The following is a 20053-nucleotide window of genomic DNA, read 5'->3' as shown; positions in this document are numbered from 1 at the left end:
ATTTGATTTATACAAATTGCTGATATAAAGGATGGCACATACTTCATATACTTCACTGGATGATTTCTACAGAGAAATGACGGCAAAATTGGGGAAAGATCTTGAGAGTATTTTTCCGCAAGGTCTTCACAAAGATATTGGACATTTCAATGTTTTCGATATCGCCCAGACCATCGAGAAAGTGAAAACGACTTCCGAGATGCCTTATAATAGGAGGAAATATTATAAGATAAGCCTCATCAGGGGCAAAAACAGGGCAGAATATGCAGATAAGGTCATTCAGATTAAAAATAACGCGCTGCTTTTTGCCACACCAAGGGTTCCTTACCATTGGGTTCCGGAAGATCCTGACCAGTCAGGAAGTTTCTGCGTCTTTACAGAAGATTTTTTTATCAAGGACAAATCCCACAGTACGCTGGAAGATTTACCGATTTTCCGGCCCGGAAGTGTACCGCTTTTTGAAATTGGTGACGAGCTGGCCGATGAGATTGCAGATCTGTATGCTAAAATAAAAAAAGAGATCAGCTCCGATTATATTTTTAAATATGATCTTATCAGAAATTATGTGCTTGAGCTTATCCATTACGGTCAGAAGCTACAGCCAGCTACCAAATTGTCAACCTCAAATGATGCCTCATTACGAGTAGTTACCTTATTTATAGAACTGCTGGAAAGGCAGTTTCCGATAGAAAATTACGAACAGAGGCTGCAGTTGCGGACAGCAAAAGATTATGCCGACAGACTGTCTGTTCATGTGAATTATTTAAATAAAAAATTAAAAGAGAACACAGGAAGGACCACTACTGAGATTATTGCGGAAAGAATCATTCAGGAAGCGAAAATCCTGCTTAAACAGACCCAGTGGAATGTATCAGAGATTGCTTATGCATTGGGATTTGAAGAGATTGCTCACTTCTCCAATTTCTTTAAAAAGAAAACATCGCTGGCACCCTTGGAATTTAGGTCATGATTTGAATTTTGCAAATTTCAGTTTGATTGAAGCAAATGCTTCATCCGTAAAATACAGGATCTTTGTCTTATTAAAAACAATTAGAAAAATGGAAGCAAGAACAAAAATTGCATTAGTAACAGGCGGAAGCCGGGGATTAGGAAGAAATTCCGCGATAAAAATCGCACAAAATGGTCTTGATGTCATCATTACCTACAGAAGTAATAAGGAAGAGGCAGATAAAGTGGTAGCAGAGATCCAGGCAACAGGAAGAAAAGCAATTGCCTATCAGCTGGACACTAAAGATATAAAGAGTTTTGACTCTCTTATCAAAACTGTAGGAGATCATCTTGAAGAAAATACAGGAAGCAGAAACATTGATTATCTTGTCAACAATGCAGGAACAGCCTTATATTCACCGATTTCAGAAGTAACGGAAGAGCAGTTGGATGATGTAGTGGATATTCATTTCAAAGGTGTTTTTTTCCTGACCCAGAAGTTTTTGCCATTCATCAATGACGGAGGCGGCATCATCAACATTTCTTCAGGGCTGGCAAGATTTGCCTTACCGGGATCATCGGTGTATGGTTCTGTAAAAGCAGGCGTTGAAATGTTAACGAAATATATGGCGAAGGAGCTTGGGTCGAGAAAAATAAAAGCGAATGTCATTGCTCCCGGAGCTATCGAAACAGACTTTGGTGGCGGAAGGACAAGGGATGATAAAAATGTCAATGATATGATTTCAGCGAATACTGCTTTGGGAAGAGCAGGGCTTCCTGATGATATCGGTGGGGTAGTAGCTTTTCTATGTACGGAAGATGCCCGTTGGATTACAGGACAGAGAATCGAGGCTTCCGGCGGAATGTTTTTATAATATCGCCATCATAAATATAAAACCGGAGATGTATAATTTCCGGTTTTCTAATATAAGTCTGTTTAAATAATGTATCAAGCCCATTAAGATGTTGAGGTTATAGGAATATCAACGAGATATTTCAGCAACTCAAAATCTTCTTTCAAACAAAACTTTGCGTCAAAAGATCAGTATTATACTTATGAGATAAAGTCTTTCTAAAATTATTTTAATGCAAATATGATGTGACATACTGCTGATTTTTATGAAGCAAAGGCAAATAAATTTGCTTCGCAGAGCTAAATGCATCTTCATCAATCAACTAATTGATTCCTCTTTGCTCCTTAAATAATCATACAGTAAAATAAACTTTGCGTCAAAAAAGATTATGATAAAGATTTAGCTTACCTGCTATGAAATAAGCTTTTAATCAAAAGTTTATCAAACCAATACCATAAGATCTAAAGGTGTAAATACCACTCTGATGAGTAGCAAATAATTAAATATTTGATAACTTACACATGATCGGAAAATAATCACCCGAATGATTAAGATAGGACTATAATCTGGATAGGTTTTCAATAGCCTTTTCCAAGGTTTCCTGTTTTTTGGCAAAACATAAACGGATTACATTCTCATTCAGTTTATTTTTATAAAAAGAAGAAAACGGGACAGTGGCTACTTTATGCGTGACCGTTAATTCACGGGCGAAATCAAAATCGTTTTTGTCAGAGATTTTATCATACCGCAAAGCCTGGAAATAGGTTCCTTCACAATCCAGTAATTCAAAAGAAGTGCCGGCCAGCCCCTGTCTCAGGAAATCTCTTTTTTCCTGGAAAAACCGGTTTAACTGCTTATAATGTTCCTCATGCTTCATATATTCTGCGAGGGCCAGCTGAATTGGGGTGTTCACCGAGAAAACATTGAACTGATGTATTTTCCTGAACTCATCCGTCAGAATTTTTGGTGCGGCACAATATCCGATCTTCCAGCCCGTTACATGGAAAAGCTTTCCGAAGGAAGCCACCATAAGGGTGCGGTCTTTCAGCTCCGGGTATCGGCAGATGCTTAAATGCTGTTTTCCGTCGAAGACGATATTTTCATACACTTCATCACTTAAAATTAAAATAGAGGTTCCCTTTACTATTTTTATTAACTCCTGTAGATCATTTTCTTTTAGAACTCTTCCCGAAGGATTGTTGGGGTTATTCAGAATAATCATTTTGGTATTCTCTGAAACGAGATCTCTTACTTTATTCCAGTTAATTTCATAATCTGGAGCTCTCATTTCGAAACGTTTCACAATGCCTCCGAACAATTCCACGGTGGGCTCATAGCAGTCATAAGCCGGTTCAAAGATGATCACTTCATCATCTTTTTTTACAAAAGTGGCAATGGCGGTAAAAATAGCCTGGGTTCCGCCTGCCGTTATGGTGATTTCAGAATCCGGATGATAAACGGCCTGATGCGAATTTTCGATTTTTCTTGCAATTTCCTCTTTTAAGCTCATCATTCCGCCCATAGGAGCGTATTGGTTAAACCCTTCTTTCATAAAATGGTCTGCCCAATTCAGCAGTTCTAGATCGGGCATAAAATCAGGAAATCCCTGGGATAGATTGATGGCTTCATTTTCATTGGCCAATTGGGTCATCTGGCTGAAAATTGTAGTTCCTACATTGGAAAGTTTCGATAAAGGAAGTTGTATCATGAAAGCGGATGTTTTAGAAGATCGAATTTAATTCATTTTTTGCAATAAAAAAAGACTATCACCAGTGGAGACAGTCTTTTAGATCAGGAAGCTTTAGAAATTATTTAATCCATTCCAGTATTTTTTCAGCCCGGTGGGTATTTTCGAACCCGTCTACCGGAAAATAAGTAAGCGTATCTTTCTGTAAGATCTGTCTGGCCATTCCCGTTACTTTTTTCCGATGTTCAGACATGATCGTAATGTTGTTACGTAGAAGTGTTTTCACTATGAATTCCGAGCAGTAGTATTCTTTATCGCTTTTATCGAAAACATAGTCGAAATTAATATTTTCTTCTTCAGATTTTCTGAGAGATTCGCGGATGCCGTGAAGTTTTTCGGCATCAATATCCTTAAGTCTCCATACCGAAAGATAGTTCAGGTCTTCAGGTTTAATGAAATCGCTGATGTTCTCGATGAATAAATTATGATGGTTCTTTTTATTTTTATCTACATAAACATGGTAAATGATCAGTTGATGATTTTCCACGAAGCCGATTCCAAGGTGGGAGGCATATTTATTTTCAAGATTGAAATCTTTAGCCAGGTTTCCTAATTTTCCTGTCGTACCCCTCTGAATCAGATAAATACTATGATCATTAAAATCAAGTTTTTTTATTTTATCGTCCAGCGTCGGCGTTTTATGAAAAGAAAAAATTACTATTATGAGCAAAGCGCTCATAATAGCAATTACAAAGTTTATTTTTTTTGGAAATGAAATCATATTATTTATCAGTGAATGCTCCGACAATAGATCCTACAAGAATGCCAATGGCTCCTCCGATCACCATACCTACAGGAAAAGCAATGAATCCTCCGACGGCAACACCTACGCCAAAGCCGATCATTCCGCCCCAGATAAAGTTGGCTGTTTTTCCATATACATTTTTCCCGTAATTTCCTTTTTCATCATTTAATTTAAAGTCATTGAGGTTTTTGATGATGGTTTTCTCATAACTCGGGAGCGATTTGAAATCCGAATTCAGATCCAGGTTGGAAACGGAATGCATATTGATCATTTTTGCCAGAGTTTTGGCTCCGGGAGATATGTTGGCCTGCTGTATAAGTGTATCAAAAGGCGTATTCATATTATTGATCGTATTAGTGATAATCTGATTCACCTGGGCTAAGGTAAATCTCTCATCCATCGGAATCTGGGCTTTACTGTAAAATTCATTAAGATCACTTTGAGTCAGTACATATCCCGGCCCGGCAGCCTTTATTCTGTTTCCGATGTAGTTTGCCGCAGAATTAAAAGGATCTGCATTGGTGAAATAATCACCATCGCTGAACTTGGACGAAAGCGTGGTTACATCAGGAAGCGTGTTTACGATTTCCTGTTGTGATTCCGGAGTAACATTGTCTTCGCTGCACGAATAGAAGATCGTAGGTGATGTCACAAGCCCGATTACGGTTAAAAGAGTTTTTGTTTTCATATATTAAGTCGTTTTGTGTCTTAAAGGTATTGGTAAATAGCATGTTACGGTATCGTGAACACGTAAGTATCTATACCTTTTGATTAAGTGTATTTATTTTCCGGATAAATGATTTTTAAGAATGGTTAACCAGTCTGTAAGGTGGGTAGGCAACTAAAGATCATCCGCAGATGATCTTTAGTACATGAAAAACTGAAAATGAGGTTTGATTTTTACACTGATAAATAGTGTTTTAAATGTTGATTCTACATTGCTACGGCTCACAAATTTAAACGTCCGCAGCTATGGTTAGGTATAATGAATAATTGCCTGATAACTGTTTTTTCAAAGATACCAATGTATCGTAATCAGCCTGTTTAAAGCGATAAGTGTCTGTAGTATCATGAGCGGTTGTTGCTGCTTTTTCAGTTCTTGTGAAATATCATGCTATTTTGTGTAAAAAATCATGCTTTTTCCGGACTGAAACATCCAGGACAGAATTATCCGTCATTACGACCTGTCCGCCTTTTCCTTTAATATACTCTTTCAGATGTTCAAGATTGATCAGGTGTTTGTGGTGTATTCTGAAAAAGTTATGATCTGAAAGATGCTTTTCAAAGTCATACAATGTTTTGGAAACAATGACTTTGGTTTTGTCGGCCAGATAAATAAAGGTATAATTGGAATCGGCCTCACAGCGGATAATTTCATCAATATTCACTCTTTTAAAACCCTGTAAAGTCGGAAGATTGATTTTACTCTGGAAAGCATTGGTAATTGCGGTAATTTTATTTTTTCTGAAGTTTTCCGAAGCTCTGTTAACGGCTTTTACGAAATCAAGTTTTTTAACAGGCCTCAGAAGATAGTTGGTGACGCCTTTTTTGATGGCTTCAATCACAGACTTTTCAGAATCTGTGATCAGTATAATCTGTGAATTTTCATAATGACGGATTAAAAGATCGCCGGTATGGTCATCAGTTAATTTTGAATTCAGGAAAATCAGATCTGAAGGTTTTCGTGACAAAAATTCAAAAGCCTGCAGAATGTTATTGGTTTTGAAAGAGATTTCAAATCCAGGAAACTCACTTTTTAATAATAATGAAATATTATCGGCATGATCGTGGTCATCGATGATGCAAGTTTGTAAATTTTGTTCCATAATGCTTTGAGTTTGGTTTGTTAGTTTAGTTAATGTTTGTGTTTAGTAGTAATTTTTCATCTTGTTTTATTGTTTTTCTGTGTTATCATGAAATTGTTTAGTAAATATCGTGTAATTTAATAGATATTAATAATATTTTAAAATCATTTATGCCGATATATTGAATAATGTAAATATAGGATTTCATTAACAATAATGCAACACTTAAACTAAAAAGATATCAAAAATGAATTAAAAATAGCTGGTGTATTTTTACGCAAATTCGTATTTTTGTATGTTTGCTTAAATAACGTATGTCACAAGAAATAAACCCGATCTATTCCGAAGATAATATCAGAACACTGGATTGGCAGGAACATATCCGCTTACGCCCCGGCATGTATATCGGGAAGTTAGGAGACGGATCCTCTGCCGATGACGGTATTTATATTTTACTGAAAGAGATCCTGGACAACTCCATCGATGAATTCAGGATGAAATCCGGTAAGAGAATTGAAATAAAAGTAGACGATGGTAAAGTTACCATTCGTGATTTTGGTCGTGGAATCCCATTGGGAAAAGTAGTTGATGCCGTTTCCAAAATGAATACGGGAGGTAAATACGACAGTAAAGCCTTTAAAAAATCGGTAGGTCTGAATGGAGTAGGTACAAAAGCGGTAAACGCGCTTTCTGATTATTTCAGGGTACGGTCTTTCCGGGAGGGAAGAATGAAAATCGCCGAGTTTTCCCGCGGAATTATTACCGAAAACCATGATGAAAAGGATACCTCAGACAGAAACGGTACTGAAATATCTTTCATTCCTGACGCTGAAATTTTCCAGCACTTTAAGTACAGAAAAGAGTATATTGAAAGGATGCTGCGTAACTATGCGTATCTGAATCCTGGTTTGAAAATTCTTTTTAACGGCGAAATATTCTTTTCCGAAAACGGTCTTAAAGATCTTTTGGATGAAGAGCTGGAGAATGAAACCCTGTATCCGATCGTTCATCTGAAAGATAATGATATTGAAGTAGCGATTACACATACCGATAAGTCTCAGACGGAAACCTATTTTTCTTTCGTGAACGGACAGAATACCACGCAGGGTGGAACGCATTTGAATGCCTTCCGTGAAGCCTATGTGAAAACGGTTCGTGAGTTTTTCAATAAATCTTTTGATGCCTCAGACGTTAGAAAATCCATTGTTGCCGCTATTTCCATTAATGTAGAAGAACCTGTTTTCGAATCTCAGACAAAAACCAAGCTGGGGTCCAATGATATGGGACCAAACGGACCTACGGTGAGAACGTTTATTATCGACTTTCTAAAAAATAAGTTAGATAATTTCCTGCATAAAAATCCTGAGATTGCAGAAGCCATTCAGAGGAAGATTCTGATCTCTGAGCGGGAAAGAAAAGAACTTTCAGGAATCCAGAAGCTCGCCAGAGAACGGGCAAAAAAAGTGTCTCTTCACAACAAAAAGCTCCGGGATTGCAGACAGCACTATAATGATCAGAAAAATGAAAGAAAGGGAGAAACCCAGATTTTTATTACCGAGGGAGATTCCGCATCAGGATCGATCACAAAATCCAGAGATGTAGAAACCCAGGCTGTTTTTTCGCTGAAAGGAAAGCCGTTGAACTGCTACGGATTGACAAAGAAAGTAGTATATGAAAATGAAGAATTTAACCTTCTTCAGGCTGCTTTAAATATAGAAGAAAGTCTGGAAGATCTCAGGTACAACCAGGTTATTATTGCTACCGATGCAGATGTAGACGGTATGCACATCCGCCTGCTGATGATTACATTTTTTCTTCAGTTTTTTCCCGATATCATAAAGAACGGACATTTATTTATTCTTCAGACTCCTTTATTCAGAGTACGGAACAAAAAAGAAACAAGATACTGCTATTCGGAAGCAGAAAGGGTAAAAGCCTTAAATGAACTGGGAAAAAATCCGGAAATAACCCGATTTAAGGGACTCGGAGAAATTTCCCCCGATGAATTCAAGCATTTCATCGGAAAGGACATACGTCTTGAGCCTGTAGTATTAGGAAAAGATCAGACCATCGATCAGCTGCTGGAATTTTATATGGGGAAAAACACCCCGGACCGGCAGGTATTTATCCTTGAAAATCTGGTGGTGGAAGATCCGGATATCGATAAAAAAGAGATATTGGATGAGGTAGAAAGCTAAAATACTCAAAAACTAAAATCAAAAACTAACCTGAAAAACTAAATTAACGAATCAAAAAGAATATAGATATATGAGACTTAGTAACCGAAATAAAGCATCGGCGTATAACATTATCAATACACTGCTGCTTATCCTGCTGGTGTTTGGAATCGCAGCATTTTTGCTGGAAGAGTTCAGATTCCACATTCTGGGCGCGGAAGGTTATCTGCTGATTATCATTCCGGTAATCATGTTGGTAGCTTTCCACCTTAACGGCAGGCAGATTTTTGAATATGACAGTGATGGAGAAGCGCTGCATTTCAGAAACAGAAATATTATTCCGTTTTTGGATAAACCGCTGAGTGATGAATTTCCCAAGTATAAACTGATAAGCTATGAAGTGATCGATATTTTCTTTATGAAAAGATTATATATTAAAATTTCCAGTAAAAATAACGGATCCACCATGCTCAAATACGAAATTTCATATTTAACAAAAAAAGAAGTTAACGACTTGAAACTCTCTTTAAATAAAGTCGTGAAAGCAAATAACGAGAAAAGTACTACACGTAAATGACGACAGAAGAATACTCGCATGAAGGTGAGAGCTTAAAAAAGGTATCGGGGCTTTATAAGGACTGGTTTCTGGATTATGCGTCTTATGTAATTTTAGACAGGGCTATTCCTTCGGTATATGACGGGTTTAAGCCTGTTCAGCGAAGAATCATGCATTCCATGCGTGAACTGGAAGACGGACGATACAATAAAGTCGCCAATATCGTAGGAAATACGATGAAATATCACCCTCATGGTGATGCTTCCATTACAGATGCAATGGTAGGAATAGGGCAGAGAGAACTTCTGATAGATACCCAGGGAAACTGGGGGAATGTTTTTACCGGAGATTCTGCGGCTGCGGCAAGATATATTGAAGCAAGACTTACTCCTTTTGCACTGGAAGTTGTTTTTAATCCCAAAACAACGGAATGGGCCAAATCATATGACGGACGAAATAACGAACCTATTGATCTGCCCGTAAAGTTTCCGCTGTTGCTGGCTCAGGGAGTAGAAGGTATCGGAGTGGGACTTTCCACAAAAATTCTTCCCCATAATTTTAATGAACTGATCAGCGCTTCCGTTGCCTACCTGAAAGGTAAGAAATTTGAGCTGTTCCCGGATTTCCTGACTGCAGGTTATCTGGATGTATCAGAATATAATGACGGGCAGAGAGGCGGAAAAGTAAGAGCCAGAGCCAGGATAACCCAGATGGATAAACATCTGCTGGTTATTTCTGAACTGCCGTATTCAAAAACGACAAGCGACCTGATCGACTCTATACTGAAAGCTAACGAAAAGGGGAAAATTAAGATTAAGAAAATTGAAGATAATACCTCCGATAAAGTCGAGATCTTAATTCATCTTCATAATGATGTTTCGCCCGATAAAACTATTGATGCTCTGTATGCCTTTACAGATTGCCAGGTGACCATTTCCCCGAATGCCTGCGTTATCGTAGGGGATAAACCGATGTTCCTCAACGTATCGGAAATCTTAAGAATGAATACGGACCATACCGTTTCATTGCTTAAGAAAGAACTTGAAATAGAGCTTCATGAATTACAGGAAAGCTGGCATTTTTCTTCTTTGGAAAGAATTTTTATCGAGAACAGAATTTATCATGATATTGAAGAAGTAAAGACGTGGGAAGACGTCCTGAAGACCATTGATATTGGATTAAAACCTCACACGGGACATCTTTTGAGAGCTGTTACCGAAGAAGATATTTTAAAACTGACCGAGATCAGAATTAAGAGAATATCCAGGTTCGATTTAGATAAATTTAAGCAGAACATTGCTTCTCTGGAAGATAAGATAGAGCAGGTAAAACACCATTTGCAGAATCTTATTCAGTATGCTGTTGATTATTATCTGAATATTCAGAAAAAATACGGCAAAGAAAGACAGCGAAGGACGGAACTGAGAATTTTTGACACCATAGATGCTACCAAAGTAGCGGTTGCCAACGAGAAATTCTATGCCAATTTTGAGGAAGGATTTATCGGAACCTCTCTGAAAAAAGACCAGTATTTATTTGACTGTTCGGATATCGATGATATTATTACTTTCAGAAAAGACGGAAGTATGAAGGTGGTAAAGGTTGAAGCTAAAACGTTCATCGGGAAAGATATTCTGCACGTGGCCGTCTGGAAGAAAAATGACAGGAGAACGGTATATAACATGATTTATCGTGAAGGTCGCGACGGACCTTACTATATGAAACGTTTTTCGGTCACCGGAGTAACCCGAAATACCGATTATCCTTTGGCTTCAGATAAAAAAGGTTCGGAGACCCTGTATTTCTCCGCCAATCCCAATGGAGAAGCTGAAACAGTAACCATTTTATTAAAACCGAATCCAAGAATCAGAAAAAATAAAATGGATGTCGATTTCTCAGAATTAGCCATTAAAGGGCGTGATTCTAAAGGTAATCTGGTGACGAAATATTCTATTAAGAAAGTAGATTTGAAGGAAGAGGGAGTCTCTACTCTGGCTCCGAGAAAAATCTGGTTTGATGATACGGTAAGAAGGCTGAATGCAGACGGAAGGGGCACTTTGCTCGGAAATTTCAAGGGCGATGATAAAATATTAACGGTGAACACAAACGGTGAAGCGAAGCTGATCAGTTTTGATCTCGGAAACCGTTTTGACGACCAGTATCTTATCCTTGAAAAATGGAAACCTGCACAGCCGGTGACCTGTATCTATTATGACGGAGAAAAAGACATCTACTTTATCAAAAGATTTTTATTTGAGAATACATCCAATATACAGACCTTTATGCCTTCTGAGCATCCGAAGTCGTTTATTGAAAATGTCATCGTTGCTAACGGGGTGACGGCAGAAATTATTTTTGCCAAAGATAAAGGAAAAGAGCGCGATCCTGAAACGGTTAATGTGGATGAGTTTATCGCAGTAAAAGGAATTAAAGCGATCGGTAACCAGTTTACGAAGTTTAAAGTAAAAGCGATCAACATTACCATACCGGAGCCTGAGGAAGAAGAACCTGAGGTATACGAAGAATCTGAGCCCACCGCAAGTGCGGATGAGGACGGAATGATAGGGGACTTATTTCAAAGCGATGAAAGTCCGGACATTAAAAAATAAAAGATGAATTCAATTGTTTTAGTTATAATCGGAATCACTTGTATTGTCAGTTATTTAGGATTGAACAATATAAGAATGTTTGAAAAATATAAATTTAATGTCAGTGCTATTACTGGCAGAAAAGAATATTTCAGACTGATAAGTTCTGCATTTCTGCATGCAGATTTTATGCATTTGTTTTTCAATATGTTGTCACTGTACTTTTTTCAGGGAGCCATTATCAGTTTTTTTGGTAACGTAGGCTTTCTGATTATTTATTTTGGGTCAATGATATTAGGAAACCTGTTTAGCCTGCTTATTTATAAAAACCAGCCATGGTACTCTGCAATTGGAGCTTCAGGTGCGGTTTCAGGAGTTATTTTTGCATCTATCGCAATGGCTCCCAATGAAATCAGTATTAATTTCCTTCCGGGTTGGCTTTTCGGAACTTTATATTTCGGATACTCGGTTTATATGATGCTTAATCCTAAACAATGGGACAACTTAGGGCATTCAGCACACTTGGGAGGAGCTTTCTTTGGATTAGTTTATTCTATAGTGATGCACCCGGATCTTGCGATGAGTAATATATTATATTTAGGGGTTATGGCACTTCCATTAGCTTATCTCAGTTATCAAATTTTTATAAAAAAGAAGATAAGATAAATTCACAATACATAACCCAATGGCCAGCCATTGGGTTTGTTGTTTTCTAGACCGATTCAATTTTAATATGATCAGCCAGATATTTTGGGAGTTTTTTTACAGAATTCATCAGTTTCGCACTATTTATTTTTTTCTCTGTTTTGCTCTTTGTATAATAATTACAGTTCTTATAAAGAAAATAGGTCAGGACCCTGTTGTAGTCATCAAGCTTTTCGTCCTCAATCATGGAAAGCATTTGAGTTAAAAATAAGTTACTGTCTTTAGATTCAGAAATGGCGCGCCCCAGTCTTCCGATATTTCCGAAATAATGGTTTTTTCAGGGTTCTCGGTCTGGAAAATGATACAGAATAACAGATCATAAAAATTAATATCCAGTTCTTCCAGCTCCCTGATGTAAGTCGGTCGGTCCTTCCATGCGTAGCTGGCATCCTATACCCTTTCAAAAACGGTCATTCATAATGTCGAGATGTGATTTCAGAAAGACCTCCCAGTTAGCCACATCTGCTGACAGTAATGCCATGTTGATACCCTGTATCCGCGGAAATAAAAAAGCCGCTCCGAAAATCCTGGAACGGCCAAACAAAAATGTTGAAGACTATTTTATTTTTTAATTAAAGTCTGACTGAAAATTCCTTTACCGGTTTTAACCGACAGAAAATAAATTCCAGAGTTCAAATCACTGATATCAATGGTTTTTATATTTCCCTTTATTTCTCTGACAATTTTTCCTGTATTATTGGAAATCAGGATCTGTTCGATGGAATTTACGCTTGAAATTGTAAATGTTGTCTGAACAGGATTCGGATAGATAACGGGTTTTTCCGTCACGGTTTCTCCTGCCGTTGATTTTGCCGTTGTAGAATATTGTGTTTTAATATAATACAGATTGGCCACACTTCCTTTGGTAATGGTATGTGATCCGGCTGCCAGATTCTGGACGGTAACTATTCCCGATGCAGCGATGTACGAATTTCCGTCCACTTTTACTGTTCCGGTAAAAGCGGAATCAAAAACTAAATTTAAAGTTGATAAAGCGGTCGTAGTATAGCTAATCGTTGTTGAAGATTCTAATTTCAGTCTTTTCGTTAAAGTAAGTCCGTCGTACGTTGCAGACCCATCCGTTGAGTTCATGTTGGCACTGGAGAAACTGTAAAAAGTACTGCTCAGGTTTGAGGTGGTAAAATTATGAATTTCGCTGCCCTGAGGATTGGGAGTGGTAGAAGTCACCGATATACTTCCTGTTCCGGAAACGGGAGTTCCGGACAGTCCGGATGTCGTCAGGGTAAAATCCACATCAGCAGTCGGAGTTCCCGAAATTGTGACTGTTTTGGCAGACATATTTTTAACAAAACTGATTCCCGAGGCAGGAAGTCCGGTTACCGTAACATCCGCAGCGGTTCCTCCCCAGGTAAAGATCATCGGTGTGATGGCGCTCCCCGGTATCACGGTCTGGTCATTATTGGAAGCTATCTGTAAAGTTTGCTGACTCACCGGTGCTGTAGATTCTCCCTGTACAGAAACCAGAGAAGAAGTGTAATTTTGCAGCAAAGCCATCAATCCCGGATTTACCGCATCAGAAGTATCGTCTGTTGCGTTATTGAAGGTCCACGAAATATCTCCGCCTGAAACTCTTCCGGAATACTGCATTGTTTTATCTCTTGCCACTGCCGGCGCGTCAGGAACCAGTGAACTGACATATAAAGACGCGCTGGTATCAAAATTATTATAGGTTCCTCCGCCCAGGAAAGCTTTGATATTTGTTCCTAAAGTTTCATTTCTTGAGGACGAAACATAGGCATCAAACTGGCTTGAAGCAGTTGCAGAATAAGGAATAAATGAATTCTGTCCCGTCATAAAGTTGTTAAATGCTTTAACAACCCCTCCGTTTTCACCGGAAAAGGTGCCTACCGATCCATTGGCAACATCAGTGCCCTGTTTTGAAGTCAGGATCGGATATTTACAGTTTCTGAAATAGTTTCCTTCCACAAAAACAGAAGAGCCCATCGTAGAGCCTACCCCGTATTTGGAATTTCCGTCATAATAATTGTTGTATACATGAGCCGAATAATACCGGATGCGCGGATGCCTGGAATCAGAATGGTCGAACCAGTTATGATGGTACGTAATATATAATCCTGAAGTGGTTCCTTCGCTTAATCCCAGGAGACTGCTTTTTCCGTTGTCCCAGAAATGGTTATAAGAAAAGGTGATGTAGGTGGACTTCTTAGCATCCAGAGCGCCGTCACCTTTTGCCTGATCAGCATCACCACCGGGTTTTCCGTAAAAGAGATCATTGTTGTGAGCCCAGATATACGTATTGTCCTGCTGTAAGCTTAAATTATCGCCTTCCCCAGCATCGGTGAGCATAAATCCAAGGTTTCGGATCTCAATATTAGTTGCATTTTTAATCCTGATTCCCCATCCGTTGATCACCGCATCTGAGCCGATTCCTTCCAAAGTGATCGACCCTGAAGCATTACTTTTATTTTCAACCACGATATCTCCGTTAAGCAGATAGCCCGGATCTTTTATATTTCCGATAAATCTGATTACCAGCGGACGCGTGTCATTTCCCTTTTTAAATCCGTCAAGAATGGTCTGTAATCCCACGCAAGGATTGGAATTTGCCCCCGTTACATTCAGGGAAACCGTATTTTTCGTAGATTCAGTGATATACAGCACCACTGCGTTAGACTTCAGGGTACCGTCTAGTTGATATGCGCCGGGAACTCTTCCGTTACTGTGGGCGAATCCTGACCTGTCGTGGGGAAGAACAGTAACCGTTGAGGTCGTAGCGGCCGGACCTTCTGCATTACCGGTTACGGGAACAACTTTAATGGTGTAATTTCCTGCAGCTAGTCCGGGAATATCAGCTCTGAAATAAGATCCGTAGTTTCTGATAAGCTGGTTGTCAATGATTTTATTTGTAAGTCCGCCTCCGCTGTAATATACCCTATAACTTTCAGCACCGCTTACCGGAGCCCATTTTACATATGCAGACTCCAGCCAGCCGGTGGCCTGTGTAATCGAAACCTGGGCTTTCAGCATAACAGAACTGGACAGCACCATAAAATAAGTGAAAATTCTTTTCATGATTAATAATTTTTGGATTGATTTAAAATGTATTTGATAATATGTAATCGATTACACACAAATATATATAAATAATTCAATTAAATCATTTTGTTGTGAAATTTCTTTCAAATATGCTGTTAAACCCTTTATTTCAAATAGTTTTAGACAGATCCTTAAAAATATGTTAATCGTATAACCAGTAAGGAAAATATATATCATACATTCCCCAATAACCGATATAGAATCAAAAAAGACATTAAATTATGAAAAATTAAATGTCTCTTTATTGCCGGAATGTGTCTGAACCGGTTGTTAATTAGAAATAAATTGTATGATGATTATATCCTGACATTCAATTGTATTATTTTCTATTATAAAGGCTTTATATCCGTGTCATTTTTATTTGAGTTCATATAGGGAAATGTGATGTCCCGATATATAATATAAGAACATACATTGCTGAATATTAATAGCGTAATAACGTCAGAACCGATTCTTCTTTCTATTTGATACCGAAAATAAAACGGTCATTTCCGGACAGATCTTTTATTAATTGTACCTGTGTAAAATGGTCCTGATACAGCGCCAAAGTTTCAGGACCTAATTTCTGATTGATTTCTAGAAAAAGAAACCCGTTTTTATTCAGATATTTTTTTGAATCTTCAGCGATTTTCCTGTAGAAAATTAAAGCGTCGGAAGTAGGAGAGAAAAGGGCCATCAGAGGCTCGAAACCTTTTACGGAATATTCGATATCCTGTTGTTCATCGATGCCGATATAGGGGGGATTTGAAATGATAACATCAAAGTTTTCCCTAAGGTCATAGCCCAGATAATCGGTGTGGATAAAATGGATGTCGAGCCTGTGAAGATCTGCATTTTTTTGAGCAACCTCAAGGGCTTTTTCTGAAAAATCAATACCGGTAATCTGAGCTTCAGGAAAATATTTTTTTAAGACAAGAGGAATGACACCACTGCCGGTTCCGATATCCAGTATTTTTAAACTTGTGATATCAGTCAAATCCTGAATTTTCCGGATGGTTAACTCCAGAAGTTCCTCTGTTTCGGGGCGTGGAATCAGGACGTTTTCATTGACAAAAAATGACATTCCGTAAAACTCTGTTTCCCCCAGAATATGCTGATAAGGCTTAGAGGTTTTCAGCTCTGAAATGATGTCGAGTAATCTTTTTTCATCTTCCATTAACAGCTGCTGTTCAGAAAATCTTCTCTGCTGAAAAGAATTGAAGCCTACTGTTTTTTCTATAAAAAGAGCACTCAACAAAGCAATTTCCGAATCGGTATACAACCCGGAAAGCACTCTGTTAAAATGGTTTTTAAATTCTGAAATTGTCATATTACCGTGTGAATACCAATTTTACATCAGTTGATTTTTCTTCATCAATTCTGTACCCCTCGTAGTTGAATGCCTTCATTTCGTCCAGAGTCTGAACATTGTTTTCTGCACAGAATCTTACAGCTAAGCCTCTGGCGTGTTTTGTGTAAACCACGATGGTTTTTAGTTTTCCTTCTCTTAATTCAAAAAACTCAAAATCAATGACGGTATGGTTTAATTTTTTACGGTCGATAGCTTTAAAATATTCATTGCTTCCAAGATTTAAAAGAATTTCGTTCTTTTTCATTTCAGAATTAAGCTGTTCTGTAATTCTGTCCCTCCAGAATTCATACAGGTTCTTGTATTCATCAAATTGAAAAGGTCTTCCCATTTCGAGCCTGTACAGCATTACTTTATCGGAAGGTCTCAACAAACCGTATAGTCCGGAAAGAATTCTGTAATTTTTCTGTAGATAATCTACGGCGCTTTTATTCAGTGTTTTGGCATCAAGACCTCTGTAAACTTCGCCTGTAAAGGCAAACATCGCCGGTGCAGATTCTTTTGCTGTAGGTTTTGCTTTCCATTTCTGGTTTCTTTCCCAGTTTTCATCCGCCAGTTTAGGTGAAATTTCCATAAGTTCGGAAAGATATTTAGGTGATTTCTCCTTTAAATGAGAATGGATAAGGGCTGCCTCTTCAATGAATGCGGGACTTGTAGTCTTTAAAAGGTCTGTTGTGTGGTCGACATTCATTAATTTGGCAGGAGATGTTACTATTTTCATAATGTTAAAATGCAGATAAATGTTTAAAATCAATAAAATTCATGATCATCAGGGATATAAAGTCGTACATGAAATGGCAGATTATAAGGATTTTAATGTTGGAGAATTTTTTATAAAAAACGGCAAAGACGATTCCTATAAAGGTTGGTACTGCCACCTGACCCACTGTTCCGTATGTGCTGTGAAGGATACCGAACAAAAGGGCTGAAATAGATATTCCGAGATACCGGCTGTTATAAATTTTTTCAATTCTCGGCTGGATGTATCCTCTCATCAGAAGCTCTTCAACCATTCCCGCTGTTAAGCAGGTAAAAATAATCAGTAAATAATTATTTTTAAATAACAAACTCAGCTTAATTATCTTGTCACTGTATTTTTCGTGCGTGAGCATTTGAATAAAAGCATTTAAAAAAGCGCCCCCGAATAAACATATAAAGTAAAGAGAGACAAGGGCTCCGATATAAAACCCTAATGAATGCTTTTTCTCTTGCCAAAGCAGAAAAGTTTTTTTTTCAATATACAGACTGTAGAGAAAAATAATCAGCAACACCGCCCAAAGAGCGATTCGTGAATAGAAAAATTTTTCAGACGTCATATAGACCGTTCCGGTAATGAAATTAATCAATGGAAAAATAAACAGCATTGCCGAAGCAAGTAAGACAAAGGTAAAAATGATACCTAAGGAATATTTTCCGTTCAGGTTCCGATCGTGCATAAAAATGTATTAACTGCTTTAGAATTGGGCTACCTTAAATAATTCCTTTGCCCTGTCTGATAATTTCGGGCTCTCCGGAAGTAAGGTCCACTATCGTGGATGCCGTATTATCACCATAGCCTGAATCGATAACGATATCTACCAGGTGGTCGTATTTTTCAGCAATAAGTTCAGGGTCCGTAGAATACTCCAAAACCTCATCATCATCCTTAATGGAAGTGGAGGCAATGGGGTGGCCCAGTTTTTCCACGATCAGCTGCGGAATAGGATGATCAGGAACGCGGATACCGATTGTTTTATGACCTTTGTAGGCAAGCGGCAGGCTTTTATTGGCATCAAGAATAAAAGTATATGGCCCCGGAAGATGGCTTTTTAAAAACCTGAAGACAGAAGTATCGATAGGTCTTGTAAAGTCAGAAAGATGACTGAGGTCGTTACAGATGATCGAAAATTTGGACTTTTCAAGCTTTATTTTTTTTAGCTGAGCCAGTTTTTCCATGGCTTTGATATCAAAAATATTGCAACCTAACGCGTAAACGGTATCAGACGGATATATAATCAGTCCGCCGTTGTTTAAAGTTTTAATGACCTCATTAATAAGATTTTCCTGTGGATTATCAGGATAGATTTTCAGTATTTTTGCCATGGATCAAAGATACAAATTATAAAATAGTTTTTATAAAAGTCCTTTATTTAAAAGGAAAATTAGGATTTTAAAAAAATAGCCGTATATTTGCAATCCAATATCGCGGGATGGAGCAGTAGGTAGCTCGTCGGGCTCATAACCCGAAGGTCATCGGTTCGAGTCCGGTTCCCGCTACTAAGATAAGTGCTTTCGGTAAGCACTCTAAAGATACACCGCGGGATGGAGCAGTAGGTAGCTCGTCGGGCTCATAACCCGAAGGTCATCGGTTCGAGTCCGGTTCCCGCTACTAAGATAAGTGCTTTCGGTAAGCACTCTAAAGATACACCGCGGGATGGAGCAGTAGGTAGCTCGTCGGGCTCATAACCCGAAGGTCATCGGTTCGAGTCCGGTTCCCGCTACTAAGACAGTGCTTTCGGTAAGCACTCTAAAGATACACCGCGGGATGGAGCAGTAGGTAGCTCGTCGGGCTCATAACCCGAAGGTCATCGGTTCGAGTCCGGTTCCCGCTACTAAGATTTCTAAAATATAAATGTCGGTTTAACAACAAGTTACACCGATTTTTTTATGTTATCTTTACTTCAGATTTTAAAGACTATACAGTATTGAAATGCCTAACGTACCCTATAAACTACCGAAGATTTATCACGGCGGACAGGACTATGATCTTTCTCAAAGATAGTACGTTTAATACTCTCACGCAGATCCGAAAACTGGGAAGATGAAAAGACAGCCCCAATTTACATGAATGTCAATTAGGGTCTATACAACGGTAAAAGAGAGGTTGGCCAGACTGAAAGCAATCAGAAAAAGTCTTGCAGAATTATTGAAAAAAGGTTATTCTCCATATCCGAGTGAAGATTTGAAAGATGAATCTACGATCAAAAGTTCAATTGAATGGATGTATAAAATAAGAGGCTACTTTGTCAGAAACCTGTATTCCAGATTTCCGGTCAAAAAAAACCAATTTATTAAATATCTTGAGAAAAATGGATATGATGTTATTGCTGCAGATGAATTTCCAAAAAAGTACGCTTTGAATTATCTAAATGAAATAATATTGAAAAATTCAGGGAAATCGCATAATAATCACAAAGTAGCATTATCTTTTCTTTTTGATGTTCTGGAAAGAAACGAAATGATCAAAGATGATTTCATCAAAGAAATTGGAACCAAAGCTCCACGCCAAAAAAAAATTAATCTTATTCAAGCGAACAATTAGAGACACTTTTTGAAGAAATTTCAAAGGATGAAAATTTATTATTGTTCATTCAATTTGTGAGTTATAATTTTTTACGTCCTATTGAAGTAGTGAGGCTAAAATTCGACGATCTAAAAATAAATGAGCAAACCAGCCTTACTTATGGGTTAAAGCTAAAAATAAGCCATTTAAAACGAAGCTGATTCCGAACATCTTATTGAA

The 20053-nt window shown here is 38.0% G+C and carries 17 protein-coding genes and 4 tRNA genes; 12 read left to right on the top strand and 9 right to left on the bottom strand.

All coding sequences use genetic code 11. From position 1 onward, the window contains the following. Positions 1-31: 31 nt before the first annotated feature. Both ODZ84_RS03825 and ODZ84_RS03820 read left to right on the top strand, forming a co-directional pair. On the top strand, positions 32-970 hold the full coding sequence (locus ODZ84_RS03825; protein WP_266175683.1) for a helix-turn-helix domain-containing protein: 939 nt from the start codon (positions 32-34) through the stop codon (positions 968-970). A gap of 88 nt (positions 971-1058) precedes the next feature. Then, positions 1059-1823, top strand: coding sequence for an SDR family NAD(P)-dependent oxidoreductase (locus ODZ84_RS03820; protein ID WP_266175682.1), 765 nt, complete (start codon positions 1059-1061; stop codon positions 1821-1823). 538 nt (positions 1824-2361) lie between these two features. Here ODZ84_RS03820 and ODZ84_RS03815 read toward each other — a convergent pair. The 4 genes from ODZ84_RS03815 to ODZ84_RS03800 form a co-directional block, all read right to left on the bottom strand. Continuing rightward, the gene (locus ODZ84_RS03815; RefSeq protein ID WP_266175681.1) at positions 2362-3510 is read right to left on the bottom strand and encodes a methionine aminotransferase; all 1149 of its coding nucleotides are present in this window, start codon (positions 3508-3510) and stop codon (positions 2362-2364) included. A gap of 100 nt (positions 3511-3610) precedes the next feature. Further along, positions 3611-4228: a YiiX/YebB-like N1pC/P60 family cysteine hydrolase gene (locus ODZ84_RS03810; RefSeq protein WP_266175680.1), complete on the bottom strand. Its 618-nt coding sequence runs from the start codon at positions 4226-4228 to the stop codon at positions 3611-3613. 43 nt (positions 4229-4271) lie between these two features. Next, positions 4272-4982 carry a hypothetical protein gene (locus tag ODZ84_RS03805; protein WP_266175679.1) on the bottom strand — a complete coding sequence of 237 codons (711 nt, stop codon included), beginning with the start codon at positions 4980-4982 and terminating at the stop codon, positions 4272-4274. Positions 4983-5403: 421 nt separating this feature from the next. Beyond that, positions 5404-6120, bottom strand: coding sequence for a LytR/AlgR family response regulator transcription factor (locus ODZ84_RS03800; RefSeq protein WP_266175678.1), 717 nt, complete (start codon positions 6118-6120; stop codon positions 5404-5406). A 293-nt stretch (positions 6121-6413) separates the two neighbouring features. On the opposite strand from ODZ84_RS03800, the gene ODZ84_RS03795 reads away from it, so the two are divergent. The 5 genes from ODZ84_RS03795 (at position 6414) to ODZ84_RS03775 (ending at position 12697) form a co-directional block, all read left to right on the top strand. After that, on the top strand, positions 6414-8297 hold the full coding sequence (locus tag ODZ84_RS03795) for a DNA topoisomerase IV subunit B (RefSeq protein ID WP_266175677.1): 1884 nt from the start codon (positions 6414-6416) through the stop codon (positions 8295-8297). 70 nt (positions 8298-8367) lie between these two features. Continuing rightward, complete coding sequence (locus ODZ84_RS03790) at positions 8368-8853, top strand: hypothetical protein (protein WP_266175676.1); 486 nt, start codon at positions 8368-8370, stop codon at positions 8851-8853. After that, on the top strand, positions 8850-11441 hold the full coding sequence (locus ODZ84_RS03785; protein WP_266175675.1) for a DNA gyrase/topoisomerase IV subunit A: 2592 nt from the start codon (positions 8850-8852) through the stop codon (positions 11439-11441). The genes ODZ84_RS03790 and ODZ84_RS03785 overlap by 4 nt, the downstream gene beginning before the upstream one ends. Before the next feature lie 3 nt (positions 11442-11444). Continuing rightward, positions 11445-12086 (top strand): rhomboid family intramembrane serine protease, encoded by a 642-nt coding sequence (locus ODZ84_RS03780; protein ID WP_266175674.1) that lies wholly within the window; start codon positions 11445-11447, stop codon positions 12084-12086. Between the two features lie 458 nt (positions 12087-12544). After that, positions 12545-12697 carry a hypothetical protein gene (locus ODZ84_RS03775; RefSeq protein ID WP_266175673.1) on the top strand — a complete coding sequence of 51 codons (153 nt, stop codon included), beginning with the start codon at positions 12545-12547 and terminating at the stop codon, positions 12695-12697. Here the strand turns inward: ODZ84_RS03775 and ODZ84_RS03770 are convergent. From ODZ84_RS03770 to ODZ84_RS03750, 5 genes are all read right to left on the bottom strand, one after another. Then, positions 12687-15179: a pectate lyase family protein gene (locus ODZ84_RS03770; RefSeq protein ID WP_266175672.1), complete on the bottom strand. Its 2493-nt coding sequence runs from the start codon at positions 15177-15179 to the stop codon at positions 12687-12689. The two genes, ODZ84_RS03775 and ODZ84_RS03770, sit on opposite strands and share 11 nt — an antisense overlap. A gap of 484 nt (positions 15180-15663) precedes the next feature. Then, the gene (gene prmC, locus ODZ84_RS03765; RefSeq protein WP_266175671.1) at positions 15664-16512 is read right to left on the bottom strand and encodes a peptide chain release factor N(5)-glutamine methyltransferase; all 849 of its coding nucleotides are present in this window, start codon (positions 16510-16512) and stop codon (positions 15664-15666) included. A 1-nt stretch (position 16513) separates the two neighbouring features. Further along, a complete protein-coding gene (yaaA, locus tag ODZ84_RS03760) occupies positions 16514-17272 on the bottom strand; it encodes a peroxide stress protein YaaA (RefSeq protein ID WP_266175670.1) in 759 nt (252 codons plus the stop codon). 4 nt (positions 17273-17276) lie between these two features. Further along, positions 17277-17987, bottom strand: a complete 711-nt coding sequence (locus ODZ84_RS03755) for a CPBP family intramembrane glutamic endopeptidase (RefSeq protein ID WP_266175669.1) — start codon at positions 17985-17987, stop codon at positions 17277-17279. A gap of 34 nt (positions 17988-18021) precedes the next feature. Next, positions 18022-18633 (bottom strand): L-threonylcarbamoyladenylate synthase, encoded by a 612-nt coding sequence (locus ODZ84_RS03750; RefSeq protein ID WP_266175668.1) that lies wholly within the window; start codon positions 18631-18633, stop codon positions 18022-18024. A gap of 101 nt (positions 18634-18734) precedes the next feature. On the opposite strand from ODZ84_RS03750, the gene ODZ84_RS03745 reads away from it, so the two are divergent. From ODZ84_RS03745 to ODZ84_RS03725, 5 genes are all read left to right on the top strand, one after another. Further along, positions 18735-18807, top strand: a tRNA-Met gene (locus tag ODZ84_RS03745). 39 nt (positions 18808-18846) lie between these two features. Next, positions 18847-18919: transfer RNA gene (locus tag ODZ84_RS03740), tRNA-Met, on the top strand. A gap of 39 nt (positions 18920-18958) precedes the next feature. Next, positions 18959-19031: transfer RNA gene (locus tag ODZ84_RS03735), tRNA-Met, on the top strand. A 38-nt stretch (positions 19032-19069) separates the two neighbouring features. After that, a tRNA-Met gene (locus ODZ84_RS03730) sits at positions 19070-19142 on the top strand. A 236-nt stretch (positions 19143-19378) separates the two neighbouring features. Further along, positions 19379-19852, top strand: a complete 474-nt coding sequence (locus ODZ84_RS03725; RefSeq protein ID WP_266175667.1) for a hypothetical protein — start codon at positions 19379-19381, stop codon at positions 19850-19852. Positions 19853-20053: the final 201 nt, after the last annotated feature.

It is taken from the genome of Chryseobacterium fluminis (assembly GCF_026314945.1).
In the GTDB taxonomy this organism is placed as follows: Bacteria; Bacteroidota; Bacteroidia; order Flavobacteriales; family Weeksellaceae; genus Chryseobacterium; species Chryseobacterium fluminis.
This window is presented reverse-complemented; position numbering and strand designations above follow the sequence as displayed.

Coding starts and splice junctions, on each gene's coding strand:
- ODZ84_RS03750 (WP_266175668.1), bottom strand. CDS start 18,633: ATGGCAAAAATACTGAAAATCTATCCTGATAATCCACAGGAAAATCTT.
- ODZ84_RS03725 (WP_266175667.1), top strand. CDS start 19,379: ATGTCAATTAGGGTCTATACAACGGTAAAAGAGAGGTTGGCCAGACTG.
- ODZ84_RS03795 (WP_266175677.1), top strand. CDS start 6,414: ATGTCACAAGAAATAAACCCGATCTATTCCGAAGATAATATCAGAACA.
- ODZ84_RS03810 (WP_266175680.1), bottom strand. CDS start 4,228: ATGAGCGCTTTGCTCATAATAGTAATTTTTTCTTTTCATAAAACGCCG.
- ODZ84_RS03825 (WP_266175683.1), top strand. CDS start 32: ATGGCACATACTTCATATACTTCACTGGATGATTTCTACAGAGAAATG.
- ODZ84_RS03805 (WP_266175679.1), bottom strand. CDS start 4,982: ATGAAAACAAAAACTCTTTTAACCGTAATCGGGCTTGTGACATCACCT.
- ODZ84_RS03770 (WP_266175672.1), bottom strand. CDS start 15,179: ATGAAAAGAATTTTCACTTATTTTATGGTGCTGTCCAGTTCTGTTATG.
- prmC (WP_266175671.1), bottom strand. CDS start 16,512: ATGACAATTTCAGAATTTAAAAACCATTTTAACAGAGTGCTTTCCGGG.
- ODZ84_RS03800 (WP_266175678.1), bottom strand. CDS start 6,120: ATGGAACAAAATTTACAAACTTGCATCATCGATGACCACGATCATGCC.
- yaaA (WP_266175670.1), bottom strand. CDS start 17,272: ATGAAAATAGTAACATCTCCTGCCAAATTAATGAATGTCGACCACACA.
- ODZ84_RS03820 (WP_266175682.1), top strand. CDS start 1,059: ATGGAAGCAAGAACAAAAATTGCATTAGTAACAGGCGGAAGCCGGGGA.
- ODZ84_RS03755 (WP_266175669.1), bottom strand. CDS start 17,987: ATGCACGATCGGAACCTGAACGGAAAATATTCCTTAGGTATCATTTTT.
- ODZ84_RS03790 (WP_266175676.1), top strand. CDS start 8,368: ATGAGACTTAGTAACCGAAATAAAGCATCGGCGTATAACATTATCAAT.
- ODZ84_RS03815 (WP_266175681.1), bottom strand. CDS start 3,510: ATGATACAACTTCCTTTATCGAAACTTTCCAATGTAGGAACTACAATT.
- ODZ84_RS03780 (WP_266175674.1), top strand. CDS start 11,445: ATGAATTCAATTGTTTTAGTTATAATCGGAATCACTTGTATTGTCAGT.
- ODZ84_RS03775 (WP_266175673.1), top strand. CDS start 12,545: ATGTCGAGATGTGATTTCAGAAAGACCTCCCAGTTAGCCACATCTGCT.
- ODZ84_RS03785 (WP_266175675.1), top strand. CDS start 8,850: ATGACGACAGAAGAATACTCGCATGAAGGTGAGAGCTTAAAAAAGGTA.